The sequence below is a fragment of the Desulfacinum hydrothermale DSM 13146 genome (genome assembly GCF_900176285.1).
GTDB lineage: Bacteria > Desulfobacterota > Syntrophobacteria > Syntrophobacterales > DSM-9756 > Desulfacinum > Desulfacinum hydrothermale.
In genome coordinates, this window is sequence record NZ_FWXF01000001.1 from 46,114 (window position 1) to 63,683 (window position 17,570).

Genomic DNA, 17,570 nt, shown 5'->3' on the forward strand with positions numbered 1-17,570 from the left:
GAACCGTCATGCTTGAACTGATCAAAAAGAGTCTCATGGCCAGCCTGGGGGCTGCCGTGGTGACCAAGGAGCGCGTGGAGAAGGCGACCCGGGAATTGGTGGAAGAGGGCAAGCTGTCGCGCGAAGAAGCGGAAAAACTGGCGGAAGAACTCATCGAAAGCGGTGAAAAGCACTGGGAAGAGGTACAAGGCTCTTTGTCCGAGTCCGTCAAGAAGGCGGTGGATCGTCTGGATCTGGCCCGCCGTCATGAGGTACAGGCCCTGAAGGACCGGTTGGACAATCTGGAAGCGCGGCTGGCCATGCTGGAAGCGCGGAAGACGACGGAAGAAACAACCTAACCCGGGGGAGAGACGGGTGGAATTCAGGGCCATCACCCATCTGGGCCGGTTCAAGGACATCGCCGTTATCCTGATCCGCTACGGCTTCGATGACGTCCTGGACCGACTGGGCTTTCCCGCCCAGCGCCTGTTGGGCCCACGGGATCCCGCCAAGGCGGCCATGACCACCTGGGAGCGGGTCCGCCACGCCCTGGAAGATCTGGGCCCCACCTTCATCAAGTTCGGCCAGATGATGAGCCTGCGGCCGGACCTCATTCCCTATCCTCTGATCCAGGAACTGCGAAAGCTGCGCGATGAAGTGGCTTCCGTGCCTTTTTCACAGGTGAAGACCGTCGTGGAACAGGGCCTGGGACGCCCCTTGAAGGAGGTGTTTGTCCAGTTTGAGGAAGAGCCCTTGGCCTCGGCTTCCATGGCGCAGGTGCATCGAGCCGTTCTGCGCCAAGAACGCATGCCCGTGGCCGTCAAGGTGCAGCGACCGGGCATCCGGCAGGTGATCAAGAAGGACCTCTACATTCTGGAGGCCATCGCCCACGAGGTCCACGAGAGGGTGGAGGATTATCGGGTTTACGAACTTCCCAAACTGGCCAAAGAGCTTCGCCGGTCCATGCTGCGCGAATTGGATTTCACCCTGGAGGCGCGAAACATCCGCATCTTCCGGTCCAACTTTCGGCAGCACCCCGATGTTTTCGCTCCCGCCGTGATGGAGGAGCACTGCACCCGGCAGATCCTCACCATGGAGCTGGTGCAGGGACGTCGCCTGGCCGAGGTGATGCTTCAAGATGGCCGCGATCTCAGGCGGCAGCTTGCCCGACGTGGGTTGAAGGCCATGATCAAGCAGATCCTGGAAGACGGATTCTTCCACGCCGATCCCCATCCCGGCAACATCCTGGTCACCGATGACGGCCGTCTGTGCTTTCTGGACTGGGGCATGGTGGGACGGCTGACGCGGCCCGCGCGCCATGATCTCATCGACCTGATCCATGCCATTGTGGCCAAAGACAGCGAACGGGTTCTGGAGATCCTGCTGGCCTTCGTTCGAGGGGGCCACGACGAGGTCCATGATCTCCTGCACCGGGAGCTGCTGGACTTGCTGGATGCCTACCACGGCGTCCCCCTTGGTCGGTTCGACCTGGGAGCGCTGCTCATGGACATGTCCAACCTGCTCCGGGACTATCGCCTCTATCTCCCGTCGGACCTGGCCATGATGGTTCGTTCCCTGATCACGGCGGAGGGCACCGCCCGGGAGTTGGCTCCCGATCTGAACGTGATCGCCGAGGCGGAAGGGAAGGTGAAGCACCTGGCCGCGCAGCGCTGGCATCCGTCGGAGCTGCTTCGCGGAGTGCGCCGGAGCCTCCGGCACATGGCGCAGATGCAGCGGGAGGTGCCGCCCCGCTTTGTGCAGATCCTGGACAAGATCGGCCGGGGGGATCTGGAAGTCCGGTTCCGCCACGAGAACCTGGGGGACATGCGCCGGACCCTGGACAACATGTCCAACCGGCTGACACTGGCGCTCATTATCGCCGCCATGATCATCGGCTCTTCCATGATCATCACCACGGGCGTCAAGCCCTTCCTCTTCGGCTACCCGGCCCTGGGCATCATTGGCTATCTGGTCTCCGGCGTCCTGGGGCTCTATCTGGTCATCACCATCTTGCGTTCCCGCCGCTACTGAGCACCTACCGGCGCGCTTCCCATGGGCCGTTGAGTGGGGCCAAGCAAACCGGCCGCTCCCGTAGGGCGCCAAAACACCATGGAAAAGGCGGGATCCTGTCCTTTCAGACAGCCGACCGGGCGGGGCCGTTCCGAGCGTCTTCTTCCGGGCGGGCAGGGGTGTGGAGACAAAAGAAAGGGCGGAATTCCCACTGGGAATTCCGCCCGCGCGTTCATCGTACCTTGGGCCGGATCAGCAGCTGCAGGAAGTTCCGCATCCACCGCCCCCGCCGATGGGTACTTCCGACAGGACCCTGAAACCGGACACAACGCCCTGGTCCACGAAGTCCACCGTGAGAGACTTGGTCAAGTCCAGCAGGGACTTGTTCACCACCATGGTGAAACCGTTGACCTTGAAAATCTCGTCCGCTTCCGTAGGTTCATCCAGAACCATTGCCAGCGACGGACCGCTTCATCCTCCCTGTTGCAGGAAGATTCGAATCGGGCTCACTTCCTTGTCCTGAAAATACTGGTTCAGGACCTCTTCTGCTTTCGGCGTGATTTGAACCATCGGGTGCTCCTCTCTTTGATTTTCTTGTTGCACTCTGCATGTAGTCATAAACGGAGGCGCTGTCAAGCAAAGGACAGGTGCAAAAGCGTGTCGGCTCCAACAATCTTGGCCAACCCTGGCACGGGGATCTTGCCTGCGGGCCCGAAGTGGGTAGACTGTTCGTGCCGGGAAAGTGATGCGGCGGGTATGCGGATGCAGGACGGCACTCCATCCGTTCCAAGAGGCAAGAAAGGGGCCGGGTTCGATTGAACGATTTCAACGGCGACATCCAGTGGCGGCGGACCCTGTGGATCATGTTTGTGGCCCAACTGCTTTCCGCGGTCGGCTTTTCCGTCATCTTCCCCTTCCTTCCGCTTTATGTACAGGAACTGGGTTCTGCCTGGCACATGGACCTGCAATGGATGGCCGGGATGGTCTTTTCCGCACAGGCCCTCACCATGATGGTGGCGGCGCCCGTCTGGGGGGGACTGGCGGACCGTTTCGGCCGCAAGCTCATGGTTCAGCGGTCTCTGTTCGGCGGGGCTTTGGTCCTCCTGGCCATGGCCTACGTGCGGTCCGCCGAGGAGCTGGTGGCCCTGAGAGCGGTGCAGGGGATGGTCACGGGCACCATCTCCGCCGCCAATGCCCTGGTGGCCGCATCGGCGCCGCGCCGCCGCATCGGCTATGCCATGGGGGTCCTGCAGGTGGGGCTCACGGCGGGAATTGCCGTCGGACCTCTGCTGGGTGGCATCTTGGCGGATCGGTGGGGATACCGGATGGCCTTCAAGGTGACCGCCGTCTTGTTGACGTTGGCAGGACTTCTGGTGGCGGTGGGAGTTCGTGAGGTCTTCCAGCGCTCCGAGGACGCGGGGGATCCGGGACTGACGCAGGGCCTGTGGAACGGCTGGCGCCAGGTGCTGGGGCGGCCGGGGGTCTCCATGGCCTATATCCTGCGCTTCATGACCTATCTGGGCCGGATGATGATCGTTCCCGTGGCGCCCTTTTTCATCCAAAGCCTTCTGGAGCAGGATGCCCAGGTGAACACTTTTACGGGGCTTGTCTTCGCCAGCGCTTCCCTCATGGGGGCTCTGACCGCCGTTTCCTGCGGACGCCTGGGGGATCGCATCGGGCATGGGCGGGTTTTGATTCTGTGTTCCCTGGCGACGGGTCTCTTCTACCTGCCCCAGAGCCTGGTGGAAAATGCGTGGCAGCTGCTGGGGTTGCAGGCCGTGTGCGGTGCGGCGCTGGGGGGGACCCTGCCGGCCTTGAGTTCCCTGCTTGCCGGTTACACCCTGCCGGGGGAGGAGGGGTCGGTCTACGGCCTGGACAGTTCCGTCATCTCCGGGTCCCGGGCGTTGGCGCCGCTGGTGGGATCCGGCGTGGCCTATGCCTTCGGCGTCCGGGCCACCTTTCTGGCGACGGGCCTTCTGTTCATCGCCATGGCCCTGCTGGCCCTGTGGGCCCTGCCCCGACGGGGCGGCCTGCGGGGGCCGTGACCTCCCCGGCCGGTCATTGTTCGGTCGTGCTCAAAAGGGCTTGGAATGCGTCCCGAAGGATTTCCGAATCGCCCGGCTGGAGGGTTCGCACGTCCATGAGAAAGCGATCCGCTTCGATGCGTCCGATCACCGGCGGCGTGTGGGAACGGAGGCGCTGCTCCATCCTGGCCGCACTCCAATGGGAGGACTGGACCGAGACCACGTAGGTGGGCAGGTTCCTTTCCGGCAGGGACCCGCCGCCCACTTGAGAAAAGTTCTCTTCCACCCGGATCGTAAGGCGTTGGTCCAGGTCGCAGGCGCTGATCGCCTGTGCCAGGTCTTGCGCACGCTGGTGGAGTTCTTCCAGGGGCGTGGCGATCATGCGCAGCGTGGGAATGGCCGAGAAGGCCCGCCGCTCGTCCCGGTAGAGACGCAGGGTGGCTTCCAGGGCGGCCAGAGTCATCTTGTCCACGCGCAGTGCCCGCGTGAGGGGATTTTTCTTGCAGCGTTCGATCGCGTCCCGGCGCCCGAGAATGATACCGGCCTGGGGCCCTCCCAGGAGCTTGTCGCCGCTGAAGGTCACCACGTCCGCCCCGGCCTTGAGCGCCTGCTGGGCGGTGGGTTCTTCCGGCAGTCCGAAGGGAGATACGTCCACCAGGGAGCCGCTTCCCAGGTCCTCCACGGCCAGCAGTCCCCGGCTGTGGGCTAGCCGGGCCATCTCCTCCATGGACACTTCCGCTGTGAAGCCGATCACCCGGTAGTTGCTGCAGTGGACCTTCATGAGCAGGGCCGTCTGTTCCGTGATCGCCTGTTCGTAGTCGCGCAGGTGGGTTCGGTTGGTGCATCCCACCTCGCGCAGGATGGCCCCGCTGGCGGCCATGACGTCCGGGATGCGGAACGATCCCCCGATCTCAACCAGTTGGCCCCTGGACACGATGACTTCCCGGTCCTTGGCCAGTGTGTTGAGCACCAGGAAGACGGCCGCCGCGTTGTTGTTCACCACCAGGGCGGCTTCGGCGCCCGTGATCTCCCGAAGCACCGCTTCGGCGTGGACGTAGCGGGATCCCCGGCGTCCGGCGGCCAGATCGTATTCCAGGTTGTTGTAGGTGCGGCACACCTCCTGCAATCTTGCCAGGGACTCGCCGGCCAACAGCGAACGGCCCAGATTGGTGTGCACCACGATGCCCGTGGCGTTCACAACCGGGCGCAGTGTGAATTGGTTCTTGGTTTCGGCCAAGGTGGCGGCTTCTTGGGCCAGCTGCCCGATGTCCACGGAGATGGATGGGGGGGGCTCTTCGGCCAATATGTGACGCCGCACGCCGTCCACCGTTTCGCGGATACTCTCCAGCACCAGCTTCCGCGGAATATGGGCCAGCGCCTCCATTACGGGGGGTTGCTTCAGGAGTTCATCCACGCCGGGAAGTTGTCTCAAGAGGTCCTGTCTGCTTGCCCTGCTGTTGGAGTCCATGGTCTGCCTTTCTTGTGCGGTGTTGGAGTCGCGCCATTATAGACGACGCTCCGGGGAAGTCCAACACCCGGTGCGGCAGGCGCCTTGCCCTGAGACCGATTCGGGATTAAGGTGCACGAGATATTTCAGGCAGGAGGTGGCAGAGCACATTGCAAATCAACCATCCAGGCAATCCCGTGCCGGCTTCGGGATTCGACGCGGAAAGCTCCCTTTCCATTCCCCGACTTGACCAAATCCTTCACGAGAGGCGTTCTCCCATTTCCCTGGCCGGACTGCCCTCGCAGGCCCTGGCCCTGTGGGTGGCCCGTCTTCCCGATTCGCACCATCGCCCTGTGGTGGTGGTGACCCCCACCGACAAGGAGGCGGAAGCCCTGGCCGAAGAGATCCGCTACTTTCGGGGGGACAAGATCCGCCCGGCGGACCCCTTCTCCCGGCGGGTGCGCCTCTTTTCTTCCCGGTCCGGGCACCGCGCCCAGGTGCTGGGAAAGATGGAAGGGGTGGCCCGCCGTTTGGAAACACTCTGGGCCCTGCGCCATGCCGGGGATCCCCCCATCGTGGTGGCTTCGGCCCTGGCGCTCCTGGAACGGCTCATACCGCCCCAGATCCTGGAACGGGAAAGCGAATACCGGGTGCTGCGCGAAGAGATCCAGGTGGATGACTTGTGCGCCCGCCTGGTCACCCGCGGCTATTATCCCGTTCCCCTGGTGGAAGAATACGGGGACTTCAGTCGGCGCGGCGGCGTGCTGGATATCTATGCCCCCCTGTACCCCTGGCCCCTGCGGCTGGAGTTTTTCGGCCCGGAACTGGACGCGGCCCGCATCTTCCATCCCGGCAGTCAGCGGTCCCTGGCGGCGCTGGAAGAGGTGCTGTTGCTGCCGGCCAGCGAGATCATCTTGGACGATGCGGCCAAGGCCCGGGCCCGGGAGGTTCTTTTGGGCGAGATCAGCTCCGGGCGCCTGAGTCCGTCGGTGGCCAACGTGTGGATGGACAAGTTGGAAGAGGGGCACCAGCTGGCGGCTTTTGAGCCCGTTTTGTCCGCCTTCTATGAGGAGCTGGTCTCCTTTTTCGATTACCTGCCTTCCGATGCCTTGGTGGTCTGGTCGGATCTGGGCCAGGTGCGAAAGAGCCTGCACGAGACCCACAGCCAAACGATCTGGGAATGGGATTCCCGGGAGGATCCCGACCAGTGGCGTCGGCCCGCCGAGGAGCTCTTCCTGGAACCGGAGTCGGTGGAGCGGGCGAGCGAACGGTTCCAGAATGTGTGGATCAACGCTGTCACGGAGCGGGATCAGGCGGCAATCCACCTGAACGTGGGCGTCCGGGACCAGGAGGAGCTGAAGCTGGCCGTCCAGAGCCATCCCAAGCGCGAGCGGCTGCTGGAACCCCTGGCGCGACGACTGCTCCAATGGCAAGAGGAGGGATTGGCGACGGTGGTGGTCTGCGACGCCAAGGAACGGGCGTTGCGCCTCAAGGACCTCCTGGCCAATTACGGGCTGGACGTGAAGGGGGCCGTGCGCGGTCCCCAGCTGGCCCTGGGGATGAATCCGGAAGGCCGGGAGCTCTACCTTTCCGTCGGTCCCTTGAGGGCCGGCTTCATCTGGCCGGCCCAACGGCTGGCGCTCGTGGCCGAGTCCGAGGTGTTCGGAAAACGTTTGTGGCGCCGCCGCGATTCCAAGCCCCTGGCCGGCGTTTTCATCAGCTCGTTCCAGGATCTCCACGTGGGGGATCTGGTGGTCCACGTGGATCACGGCATCGGGGTTTACCAGGGCCTGGTCCATCTCAAGGCGGGCGGCATGGAAAGCGACTTCCTGAACCTGGAATACCAGGATGGAGACCGCCTCTATGTGCCCGTGGACAAGCTCCACAAGGTGCAAAAGTACCTGGGGGTGGAAGGCCAGGAACCCCGTGTGGACAGACTGGGCGGCAAGTCCTGGGAAAACGTCAAGAGAAAGGCGCGCGAATCCGCCGAGAAGGTGGCCCGGGAACTGCTCAAGATCTACGCCCTTCGGCAGGTGCGGGAAGGCACTGCCTTCACACCGCCGGACAACTACTTCCGGGAATTCGAAGCCCGCTTCGCCTTCGACGAGACTCCCGACCAGATACGGGCGATCGAAGACGTGCTCCAGGACATGTGTTCGCCCCGGCCCATGGACCGGCTGATCTGCGGGGACGTGGGCTACGGCAAGACGGAGGTGGCCCTGCGGGCCGCCTTCAAGGCCGTTCTGGACGGCAAACAGGTGGCCATGCTGGTGCCCACCACGGTCCTGGCCGAACAGCACTACGCCACCTTCTCCGAGCGGCTCAAGGACTTTCCGGTCACGGTGGATGTGCTCAGTCGTTTCCGCTCGCCCGCCCAACAAAAGCAGATCCTGGAACGCTTGAGCTCCGGGGCGCTGGACATCGTGATCGGCACCCACCGCCTCCTCCAAAAGGACGTGCGCTTCAAGGACCTGGGACTGCTCATCGTGGACGAGGAACAACGGTTCGGCGTCCGCCACAAGGAGCGCTTGAAGGAACTGAGGGTGTCCGTGGATGTGCTCACCCTCACCGCCACTCCCATTCCCCGTACCCTGCACATGGCCCTTTCCGGAATCCGGGACTTGAGCACCATCGAAACGCCCCCCCAGGACCGCAAATCCGTGGAAACCTCCGTGTGCAAGTTCGACGAATTCACCATCCGGGAGGCCATCCACCGGGAGTTGAGACGGGGCGGGCAGGTCTTCTTCGTGCACAACCATGTGCAGTCCATCCTGCAGATGGCCGCCCGGATCCGGTCCCTGGTTCCGGAAGCGCGCGTGGGGGTGGCCCACGGCCAAATGCGGGAACGGGAACTGGAAAAGGTGATGATGGACTTCGTCAATCGCAAGGTGGACGTGCTGGTGTGTACCACCATCATCGAATCCGGCCTGGACATACCGGCGGCCAACACCATCATCATCAACCGGGCGGACAAGATGGGCCTGGCCCAGATCTACCAGCTCCGGGGCCGTGTGGGCCGGTCTTCCGAGCAGGCCTACGCCTATCTGCTCATCCCCGGAGAGCATCTGGTCACCCGGGACGCCCAAAAGCGGCTGCGGGCGCTCATGGATTTCAGCGAACTGGGCTCCGGGTTCAAGATCGCCTTGAACGATCTGCAGATCCGGGGCGGTGGGGCCATCCTGGGTTCCGCCCAGTCCGGCCACATCAGCGCCGTGGGCTATGAGCTCTATCTGGAACTGCTGGAAGAGACGGTGCGGCGGCTCAGGGGGGAGGAGCCCCAGGAGGCGCCCTTGGATCCGGAGATCCACATTCCGGTGGCGGCTTATCTGCCCACCGCCTACATCCCCGACGCCGACCAGCGCCTGGTGGCGTACAAACGGCTGTCCGGAGCCAAGACGCAAGACGATATCGACGACACCGCCCGGGAATGGCGGGATCGCTACGGGCCCCTGCCCGACGAAGCCAAGGCCTTGTTGCTCCTGGCCCGCATGCGCCTCATGATGCAGCAGCTTGGAGTGGCCCGTCTGGACGGAGGACAGGAGCTCTTTTCCTTCACCTTCCTGGATCCGGTGAACCTGGACGCCGTCCAGAACCTGCTGCGCGAGATGAAGTGCTTCGTCCGTCTGGAAGGGACGCGCAAACTGACGATCGAAATGGGCGGACGGGGCGGATTGACCACCGTGGCCAAGCTGAAAAGGATCTTGCAAGTGTTGGTGGAACATGGTAGTGACATCAGGTCTGATAGGCAGGTTAGTGAGTGATTTTAGAAACTTGCCCGGCCACGTCGGGGAATCCGGCGGGCGCCGAGAAAGGATCTTCTCACAATGAAAAGACCGTCGCTTCTGCAAGGATTGACCTGTGTCGCCGTGGCCCTTTTCTGCCTGGGTTGGTGGGGTCAGGTGAGCGCCAAACCGGTGGATTGGATTGTGGCGGTGGTCAACGACGACATCATCCTGGAAAGCGAACTGGAAGCGCGGGTGAAGGCCATCGCCCAGGCATCGGGCCAGAGCTTGGCTTCCGCCCCCCAGATGGGCCTTCTCAAAAAAGAGGTCCTTCGCCAGATGATCCGCGAACGGCTCACGGCCCAGGAAGTGGCACGGCTCAAGATCTCCGTGAGCGACCAGGAAGTGGAGGGGGCGCTGGAGCGGATCAAGGAGGTGAACCAGCTGGATGATCAGCAGCTGGCCGAGATGCTTCGCAGGGAGGGACGGACGCTGGAGCAGTTCAAAGACAAGATCCGGGAAGACATGGAGCGCGCCCGGCTCATCGAACGGGTCCTCAAGTCCAAGACCGTTATCACCGACGACCAGGTGGAAGCGTATCTGCGGGAACAACGCAACGACCCGGAGGAAAAGAGACGACTGGCGGTGATCTTTCTTTCGGCGGGACGCAATGCGACCGAGAGGGCGGCGGCCCGTCAGAAGGCGCAGGAGATTCTGGCCAAGCTTCGTGACGGAGCGGACTTTGCCGGTCTGGCCCGCGCCTATTCCCAGGGGCCGGGGGCGGAAAACGGTGGCGATATCGGTTATATCAAGGCCAAGGACCTGGCGGGCCCTCTGGAGCGCGTGACGCGGGACCTGAAGGTGGGCGGCGTGAGCGAGGTGGTGGAATCGGCCGCCGGATTCTATATCGTGAAGCTCTTGGACGTGCAGCGGGCTGCGCTGAAGAACGTGGATGCGCGGCTCCTGGAGAAGGCCCGGCAGGAGTTGTTTCAGCAAGAAGTGAACAAGAAGTACGAAAAGTGGATCCGGGAGCTGGAGGCCAAGTCCTTCATTCAGGTGCATTGGACGCCCCCGTCCACGGGGTCCTGATCGGATCGAGAGGTAAACGAGGGCGGACGGGCGGTTGGGGCCTTTTAGGTGGGGGGCGCCGAGAAGAGCAGGGGTGTGCACGGAGGGCTTTCAAGGGGGACTCCTGGCTCGGGCGAGGCGGCCCATCCTTGATGGATGACGCAACAGCGGCCGTGGCGGGGAGCCACAAAGGGGAAAGCGGGTGTCCATGGAGGCGATACGGGAGATCGGTGCCTTTCTGGAGGGTGAGCGCAAAAGGCAGCAACTGACGTTGGAGGCGGTGTCCCGGCATACGCGGATCAGCGTCAAGATGCTGCGCGCCATCGAAGAGGGAGAACTGGGGGTGATCGGAACGCCCCTGATCATCCGGGGCTTTCTCAAGACCTACTGCGAGGCCCTGGGCATCGATCCGACCCCCGTCTTGGAAGAATACGCTGCGGAGATCCTTCAATACGACGACGAGCGGGACCGGCTTCGGCGTTTTGAGGGGTGGATGAAGGCGGCTCCTTCCCGTGGAAGGCTTCTGTTGGGAGCCATCCTTTTCCTGATCTTGGCGGCGGTGCTGGCCGCCGGCTGGGCCCTGTGGTGGCCGGGGTACCAGCAGAAGAAAACGGCCACCGTCTTGGAAAACCCGGCGGTTCCCACAACCCAGGACCTGCCCACTGAACTGGCGGCGGGGGGATCCGAACCCAAACCGCAAGTGCCGCCCCAAACGGAGGAAAGCCCGGCGGTGGAGCAGACCGGGCCCCATGGGCCTGAGCAGGTGCCCGCCGGGGAGGAACGGTCCATCGAAGTGGCCGTTCCCAAGATCGAAGAGCAAGCCCCGGGGGAGGAGCCTCTGCCGTCCGGTCCTGTCCTGAAGGAAGAAGGGAAATCGGTGGGCGCCGCTCGGGAAGGAACGGCGGTCCTTTCGGGCGGGGCCGTGGAGACCTCGTTGGATTCCCAAGCCGATTCAACGCCATCACCGGTGGAGTCCGCGTTGGGGCCGGCACCGAGGATCCGGCCGGAACCCCCTGCGCAACAGGCCGAGACCACCGTGGCGGAGGGCCAGAAAGCTCCGATGCCAGGGCACACGGTGCGCATCGTGGCACACGAGAAGTCCTGGGTGCAGGTTCGAGTGGATGGGACCGATTCCGAGAGCCGGCTCATGAAGCCGGGCGATGAAAAGAGCTACTCCGTGGAGAAGAGTGTCCACCTGTGGGTGGGCAACGCAGGAGGCATCCGGGTCTACTGGGACGACAAGCCCTTGAGACCCTTGGGACGGGGGGGAGAGGTGGTTCGAGTGCAACTGCCGGACCCACGCTTCATGCCCGAATCGTAAGCGGGAACTCGTCCAGTGAGGGACCCTTGATCGATCTGTTGTCCGTTTCCAGCCTCTATCCCCACAGAATCCCTTTCCTGGCGGGGTGCGCCGGGACTGTCCTCACCGTCGAACCCATGGGAGCCTCGGTTCCCTGCCCTCCTTTTCGGCGGCCCTCTGAACGGCGGTGGAGATCATGAAGACCATCCATACGGAAGCCATTGTCCTCCATGCCTCCGATTACGGTGAGTCGGACCGCATCGTGAGCTTCTATTCTCTTGAGGCGGGTCTGGTGCGGGGGATGGCCAAGGGGGCCAGGCGAAGCCGAAAGCGATTCGCAAACAGCCTGGAGCCGGGCAGCCGGGTGCGCTTGTCCTACAAGGAACGCCGGGGGTTGGCGTGGGTGGAAAATTGCAAGCTGCTGGATGCCCATGAAAATCTCCGTTCCGATTGGTTCCGCTGGGGCCATGCGTGCCTGCTGTGCGAGGCGGTTCTGCGGGTGAGCCCGGAGGGCGTGAGTCAGCCGGAGCTTTTTGTCCTCCTTCGCGGGGGATTGGAGAGGCTGTGTGAAGATCGGGATCCATGGAACGTGACGGCGCTCTTCCTGTTGCGATTGCTGGCGCTCAACGGCCATGTGCCCACTCTGGAAAGATGTTGTCAATGCGGGCGAACCGTGCAGCAGTACCAGGCATGGACCTGGAACCTGGACCAAGGCCAGCTTGTGTGCGCGGAGCATGGGGTCCGAGAGACGGCCGGCGTTTCGTTGGACAGGGGTTCCATCCTGCTGATGCGCATGGCCGTTGCGGCCGCACCGGAGAAACTCTGGAGGATGCGTTTTCGAAAGGATGCCGCTCAGGCCCTGGTGCGGGCCTTGGCTTCATGGGTGCAGCACCAAAGTGGAAGAGCCCTCAAGAGTCTGAAGATCTTGAATTCGTTGGGAACCAAAAGTCTTATTCAGGAGGAAAGGATCCATCGTGGAATGGGTGAGTCATTTTGAATCCATGGCGACCACCAACCCGGGGCTGGCCCTGCTTCTGGCCTTCGGCGGGGGAGTCTTGGCCGGCTTCACCCCCTGCGCCTATCCCATGTTGCCCATCACCGTGGCTTTTGTGGGCAGTCGGTCGCAGGGGAGCCGGTCCAAGGGCCTCATCTTGTCTGCCTTCTACGTGTTGGGAATCGCCATTGTCTATTCGCTGCTGGGGTTTGCGGCGGCGGCTACGGGGCGTCTTTTCGGATCCCTCACCATGAATCCGTGGGTCTATCTGGTGGTGGGCAACATCTGCCTGTTGTGCTGTTTGGCCATGCTGGAAGTGATCCCCCTACCGGTGCCTGCTTTTCTCAGTCGCGTTCAGGTGCGCTGTGTGCCGGGCTCTGAGGTGCTGAGCAGCATCCTGGTGGGGGGGGCCTCGGCCCTGGTGATCAGCCCGTGCACCACGCCGATCCTCGGGGTGCTGCTCACCCTCGTGGCCACGGGAAAGAGTGTGCTGTGGGGGGGCCTGATGCTTTTTGTCTTTGCCTACGGCATGGGCAGCCTGGTAATCGTGGTGGGGATCTTCACCGGCTTGCTGGCCTCCCTGCCCCGATCGGGCGTGTGGATGAAACGGGTGCAAAAGGGCTTTGCCGTGCTTATGATCGTTGCATCCGAATACTTTTTTGTGAAAGCGGGAGAGATGTGGATATGAGGAAAGTGCTTCAATCGGTGGGGGTGGTGCTTGTGACAGCCGTCTTGGTGGCGGGAACAGGGTCGGTGGCATCCGCCGAGTCCATGATGGAGAAGGTGCTGGGCCTGGTGGGTGCGGGGACAAGCGCCGAGGCGGCCGATTTCGAGCTGCCCGCTGTGGACGGAAGCCGCGTGCGCCTGAGCGATTTTCGGGGAAAGAAACCGGTGTTGCTCTATTTTTGGGCTCTCTGGTGCCCGGCCTGCCGCGCCATGAAGCCGGAAGTGGCCGAGCTGAGGCATGAGATCTCCGACGACCGGCTGGAAATCCTGGCCATCAACGTGGGATCCGGCGAATCCTTCACCAAGGTCAAACGCTACCAGAAGGCCCACCCCATGCCCTTCAAGGTGCTCTACGACGGCAACAGCACCGTGACCCAAGCCTACGGTGTCCGGGGGATTCCTCTCCTTGTTATCGTGGACAAGGAAGGCAAGGTGGTCTATCGGGATCACCAGCTTCCCGGCCACATTGAGCGGTACCTGGACTGAGTGGATCCAGTGATAGGGGGCGGCCATGAAGGATATCCTGACCATCATCATGGCGGGCGGCAGGGGCCAACGGCTCCTGCCCCTGACGCGTGATCGATGCAAGCCGGCGGTGCCCTTCGGGGGCATCTATCGCTTGATTGACATTCCCTTGAGCAACTGCGTCAATTCTCAACTGTACAAAATCCTTGTCTTCACCCAGTACAAATCCCAGTCCCTGGTGGATCATCTGGAGGACGGCTGGAACATCTTTTCGGGGGCCCTGGGCCACTACCTGCGGGTGGTGGCTCCCCAGCAGCGCCTGAGTGAAGATTGGTACCGGGGGACGGCCGATTCGGTGCGCCAGAATCTGTTTCTGATCGAGAGGGAGCGGCCCCGGCACGTGCTCATTCTTTCCGGGGATCATGTCTACAAGATGGATTACGGGATCTTCCGCCGGTTCCATGAGGAAAAACATGCGGACGTGACCGTGAGCCTTCTGGAAGTGGACCGGGCGGCGGCTTCCGCCTTCGGCATCGCACAGGTGGATGGGGACATGAGGATCCGCGGTTTCCAGGAAAAGCCGGAGGATCCGCCCCCCATGCCCGATGCCCCCCACAAAAGTCTGGCCTCCATGGGAATCTATCTGTTCCGCACGGAAGTCTTGCTGCGTGTCCTCCGGGAAAGCCAACACGAGGATTTCGGCCGGGACATCATTCCCAGGCTGGTAGGGGAGGGCAACGTCTATGCCTATCCCTACCGGCGTTACAACCGGATCAAAGACCATGTGGCCGTCTACGAACCTTCCCTGGGCTACCGCTTCCAAAAGGAAGATCCCACCCGCGATTCCACTTATTGGCGCGATGTGGGGAGCCTGGATGCTTACTGGAATGCCAACATGGACCTGACGGGCCTCGCGCCCTTCTTCAATCTCTATGGCCGCCGGTGGCCCATCCGGGGGCTGCAGCGCCAGGTGCCTCCCGCCAAGTTCGTCTTCGCCCGCCAAGGTTCGGGATCCCAGCGCCTTGGAACCGCCCTGGATTCGGTGGTGCCCCACGGGTGTATCATCAGCGGAGGCATGGTGCGCAATTCCGTGCTGTCCTACAATGTCATCGTCAACAGCTGGGCGGAGGTGGATGAGTCCGTCTTGATGGACAATGTGGAGGTGGGCCGCCGCTGCCGGATCAAGAAAGCCATCATCGACAAAGACAACGTTCTTCCCGCCGATACCCACATCGGGTTGAACCCGGCGGAAGACCGCAAGCGCTTCGTGGTGACGCCGCGGGGGATCACCGTGGTTCCCAGGGGGACCTTTCCCCGAGCCTAAGCGTTTGTCCAAGAACGCCCAGGTTGATCCTTTCTTATGCAGACGGGAAGTTGGGACTTCCAAGCGGGCTTGTCCTGCCGGCCGGCCATGCCCCGGTAGGGGCGGGTTCCGAGCCCGCCCCACCAGGGCCGTTTGAGAATGCAAAAAGCGCCACGGGCTGCTGAAATTCCAACTGGTCAGAAAGCCACAAAAGGGCGAAAGGCCGCGGGAGCAGCCGAATGGAGGTCGGCCGACCCCTTCCTTGGTGGATCGCAGAGGGGGGCGAAAGTTATTCTTCCAGGGGGAGGGGAACCAGCTTCCGAACCGTAACGCCCCGGGCGGCATCCTTGACGGGCTTTTCCCGGATGAGACAACGGCCCAAGGTTTCCGGAAGTTTCCATTGGCACGTGGGGGATTGGACGATGGATCCGGCGGCGATTTGACCCCGCACCTTGATGGAGGCTGTTCGGGGGCGCGCTTTCATCCATTCCACAAGGTGTTGATATTCCTCGCGATATCCCTCATGCTGACGGTGCAGTTCGTTGCGCTTTTGCCGCAGCTCTTTGATCTTTTCCTTGACGCCTTCCATCGTGCCGAAGAGCTGCTCCACCACCGCCTCCGCCTCGACCATCTGCTCTTGGAGGCCTCTCTTTTCTTCTTCCAGTGCGGGGTCGGGGTTGGCCTGGAGCATTGCTTCCAGCTGACGCAGCTCCCCATTCATCTTGTCTTGGCGTTGGACCACGGCCCCCATCTGCAGTTCCACCTTGCCGAGGGTCTGTCGCAGCCTGGATTCCGCGCGTTGCAACCGTTCGGACCTTTTCTTTAGACCTTCCAAAAGGCCGCGAAGATGCTTCAATTTCTCTTCGGATAGGGGGTCGTGTCCAATGGTCAACCGGCATCCGCGGGATTTCTCCGAACCGGCATTGAGCGCCTCGATGCCCTCAAAAGCGGTAATATCGCTGGAAAGCACATCTCCGGCATAACAGGCGCCGGAAGTCTCGATGACCGAATCCACCACGCTTGATTCCACCACCACGTCACCGGCGGCACGAATGCGGCTTCCCATCGCGTGTCGTGCCTTGATAGGGCCGCCGGCGGTCACACGGCCCCCGATGATCCCGCCCACAATGACCACATGGCCCGTGGCCTCAATTTCCCCGTGGTGTACCTCATTGGCCGAAACGGACGCCGCTTGCACCCGGAATCCCGTGGTGACGGTGCCGGAAATATGCACATGCCCGTCGAAGACCACGTGCCCCGTGGAAAGATCCACATCGCCGGGAATCTCCAGGTCCGGATAGACCGAGATCTTGCCATCGGCCGTCACCAGAGGGCGTCCGGAGGTCTTGGCAAAAACCTGGGTGCCGTCTTCCGACCGGACCGCTCCCCCGCCGCATCGCAGTATCACGTCCATGGGCTTGGGAGGTGGGACCGGGTTTCCAAACACATCCTGGCCCGGTGTGCCGGGCTGGGGGGGAATCTTTTCGGCAAGAAGCGTTCCTTCCTCCACCTGGGGAATCCGACCTCGGTCCCGAAAGTCGATGGCCCCGCCTTCCTTGATGCGCCCCACCTGCAAAGGATCCGTCTCGAAAAAGTATCGGATGGATGCGTTCCGACCGGGCTTGGGTGGCCGGCCCCGCGCGATGGTGATGGACCCTTTGGGGGTTCTTTGTCCCTGAACGGTCTCCACCACAGCGGACAGATCCACGATACCGGCCCGGATTCCCCGGCTGTGCAGCAGCGCTTCCAGGCCGCTTTGATCCAGGCTGACCTCAGGGCGCTTGGACCAAACAAGAACGGCTTCCAACTTGTCCTGGGTGATCCGAACCTCGAAAAACTCCTCCAGTTCCTCGATGACCGAAGGAGAAACGCCCGCGGGCCCTTCTTGCTCAGGCGGCGCTTCCTTCTCTTCTTCGGGGGAAACAGCCGGGGAAACCGTCCCAAGGAACTCCTGTTCCAGCTGGGCCAGGGCGCTCGGATCCAGAATTTCTTCCTGCACCAGGATCTGGCCGATGGGCAGCACGCGGCGTTCCTTCCGGAACCGTTCCATCTGCTTCTTGAGTGCCAGCTTTTCGTCCTTGGGCAAGAGGTATCCCTTGGAGACGGCGTAATCGAGAAAAGGCCGTTCCTTCTGGCGAAAGGCAAGGAACTGCTGGATCTGAATGAGAGCCTGGCATTGGGAAGGGGTCAGAACCCCCATTTCCATCAGGATATCGCCCAGAGGACGCCGGGTGCCTTCGGCCGCCAGCCTCTTTTGGCGGCCAAGGGCCTCGCGCACTTGCTCGGGGCTCGCCAGGCCGTACTTGATGGCCAGCTTTCCCAGCAGAAGCGCCTGATCTCGGTCGCCGATCTTTTCATAAAGGGGCATGGCGACTCCGGCTAGAGGCGTGGGGCGGGAAGATCGCCGCATCTGTAGAGCGGTTGTCTCATCCCCGGACCCACCCTGATGTCACTTTGGTCGTATCGGATACAGTTTTGGCAAAATCCGAAACCAATCTACACACTTCCAGGGCCAGACGTCAACTATTTGAC

Annotated in this window: 13 protein-coding genes; 10 read left to right on the top strand and 3 right to left on the bottom strand. The window is 62.5% G+C overall.

Going from position 1 to position 17,570, the window contains the following annotated elements:
• Positions 1 to 8 precede the first annotated feature (8 nt).
• Both B9A12_RS00220 and B9A12_RS00225 read left to right on the top strand, forming a co-directional pair.
• Positions 9 to 338 carry a phasin family protein gene (locus B9A12_RS00220; protein WP_084055539.1) on the top strand — a complete coding sequence of 110 codons (330 nt, stop codon included), beginning with the start codon at positions 9 to 11 and terminating at the stop codon, positions 336 to 338.
• Between the two features lie 16 nt (positions 339 to 354).
• Complete coding sequence (locus tag B9A12_RS00225; RefSeq protein ID WP_084055540.1) at positions 355 to 2,010, top strand: ABC1 kinase family protein; 1,656 nt, start codon at positions 355 to 357, stop codon at positions 2,008 to 2,010.
• Positions 2,011 to 2,241: 231 nt separating this feature from the next.
• On the opposite strand, the gene B9A12_RS17840 is transcribed toward B9A12_RS00225, so the two are convergent.
• A complete protein-coding gene (locus tag B9A12_RS17840; RefSeq protein ID WP_084055541.1) occupies positions 2,242 to 2,559 on the bottom strand; it encodes an IscA/HesB family protein in 318 nt (105 codons plus the stop codon).
• Between the two features lie 245 nt (positions 2,560 to 2,804).
• Here B9A12_RS17840 and B9A12_RS00235 point away from each other — a divergent pair, with 245 nt between their 5' ends.
• The gene (locus tag B9A12_RS00235; RefSeq protein WP_212636772.1) at positions 2,805 to 4,034 is read left to right on the top strand and encodes an MFS transporter; all 1,230 of its coding nucleotides are present in this window, start codon (positions 2,805 to 2,807) and stop codon (positions 4,032 to 4,034) included.
• A 13-nt stretch (positions 4,035 to 4,047) separates the two neighbouring features.
• On the opposite strand, the gene selA is transcribed toward B9A12_RS00235, so the two are convergent.
• On the bottom strand, positions 4,048 to 5,481 hold the full coding sequence (gene selA / locus B9A12_RS00240) for an L-seryl-tRNA(Sec) selenium transferase (RefSeq protein WP_084055542.1): 1,434 nt from the start codon (positions 5,479 to 5,481) through the stop codon (positions 4,048 to 4,050).
• A gap of 149 nt (positions 5,482 to 5,630) precedes the next feature.
• Between selA and mfd the strand changes: the two genes are divergently transcribed.
• The 7 genes from mfd (at position 5,631) to glgC (ending at position 15,059) form a co-directional block, all read left to right on the top strand.
• Positions 5,631 to 9,221: a transcription-repair coupling factor gene (mfd, locus tag B9A12_RS00245; RefSeq protein ID WP_084055543.1), complete on the top strand. Its 3,591-nt coding sequence runs from the start codon at positions 5,631 to 5,633 to the stop codon at positions 9,219 to 9,221.
• Positions 9,222 to 9,284: 63 nt separating this feature from the next.
• Entirely contained in the window at positions 9,285 to 10,271 is a 987-nt protein-coding gene (locus B9A12_RS00250) for a peptidylprolyl isomerase (RefSeq protein WP_084055544.1), read from the top strand.
• Between the two features lie 187 nt (positions 10,272 to 10,458).
• Positions 10,459 to 11,571, top strand: a complete 1,113-nt coding sequence (locus B9A12_RS00255; RefSeq protein WP_139796411.1) for a helix-turn-helix domain-containing protein — start codon at positions 10,459 to 10,461, stop codon at positions 11,569 to 11,571.
• Between the two features lie 175 nt (positions 11,572 to 11,746).
• Entirely contained in the window at positions 11,747 to 12,547 is an 801-nt protein-coding gene (gene recO / locus B9A12_RS00260) for a DNA repair protein RecO (RefSeq protein ID WP_084055546.1), read from the top strand.
• Complete coding sequence (locus B9A12_RS00265; RefSeq protein ID WP_139796412.1) at positions 12,525 to 13,232, top strand: cytochrome c biogenesis protein CcdA; 708 nt, start codon at positions 12,525 to 12,527, stop codon at positions 13,230 to 13,232. Before recO ends, B9A12_RS00265 begins: the two co-directional genes overlap by 23 nt.
• Positions 13,229 to 13,756, top strand: coding sequence for a peroxiredoxin family protein (locus B9A12_RS00270; protein ID WP_084055548.1), 528 nt, complete (start codon positions 13,229 to 13,231; stop codon positions 13,754 to 13,756). The genes B9A12_RS00265 and B9A12_RS00270 overlap by 4 nt, the downstream gene beginning before the upstream one ends.
• A 25-nt stretch (positions 13,757 to 13,781) precedes the next feature.
• Positions 13,782 to 15,059 carry a glucose-1-phosphate adenylyltransferase gene (gene glgC, locus B9A12_RS00275; RefSeq protein ID WP_084055549.1) on the top strand — a complete coding sequence of 426 codons (1,278 nt, stop codon included), beginning with the start codon at positions 13,782 to 13,784 and terminating at the stop codon, positions 15,057 to 15,059.
• Between the two features lie 268 nt (positions 15,060 to 15,327).
• Here the strand turns inward: glgC and B9A12_RS00280 are convergent, their stop codons facing one another.
• Complete coding sequence (locus B9A12_RS00280; protein WP_170920230.1) at positions 15,328 to 17,406, bottom strand: flagellar assembly protein A; 2,079 nt, start codon at positions 17,404 to 17,406, stop codon at positions 15,328 to 15,330.
• Positions 17,407 to 17,570: the final 164 nt, after the last annotated feature.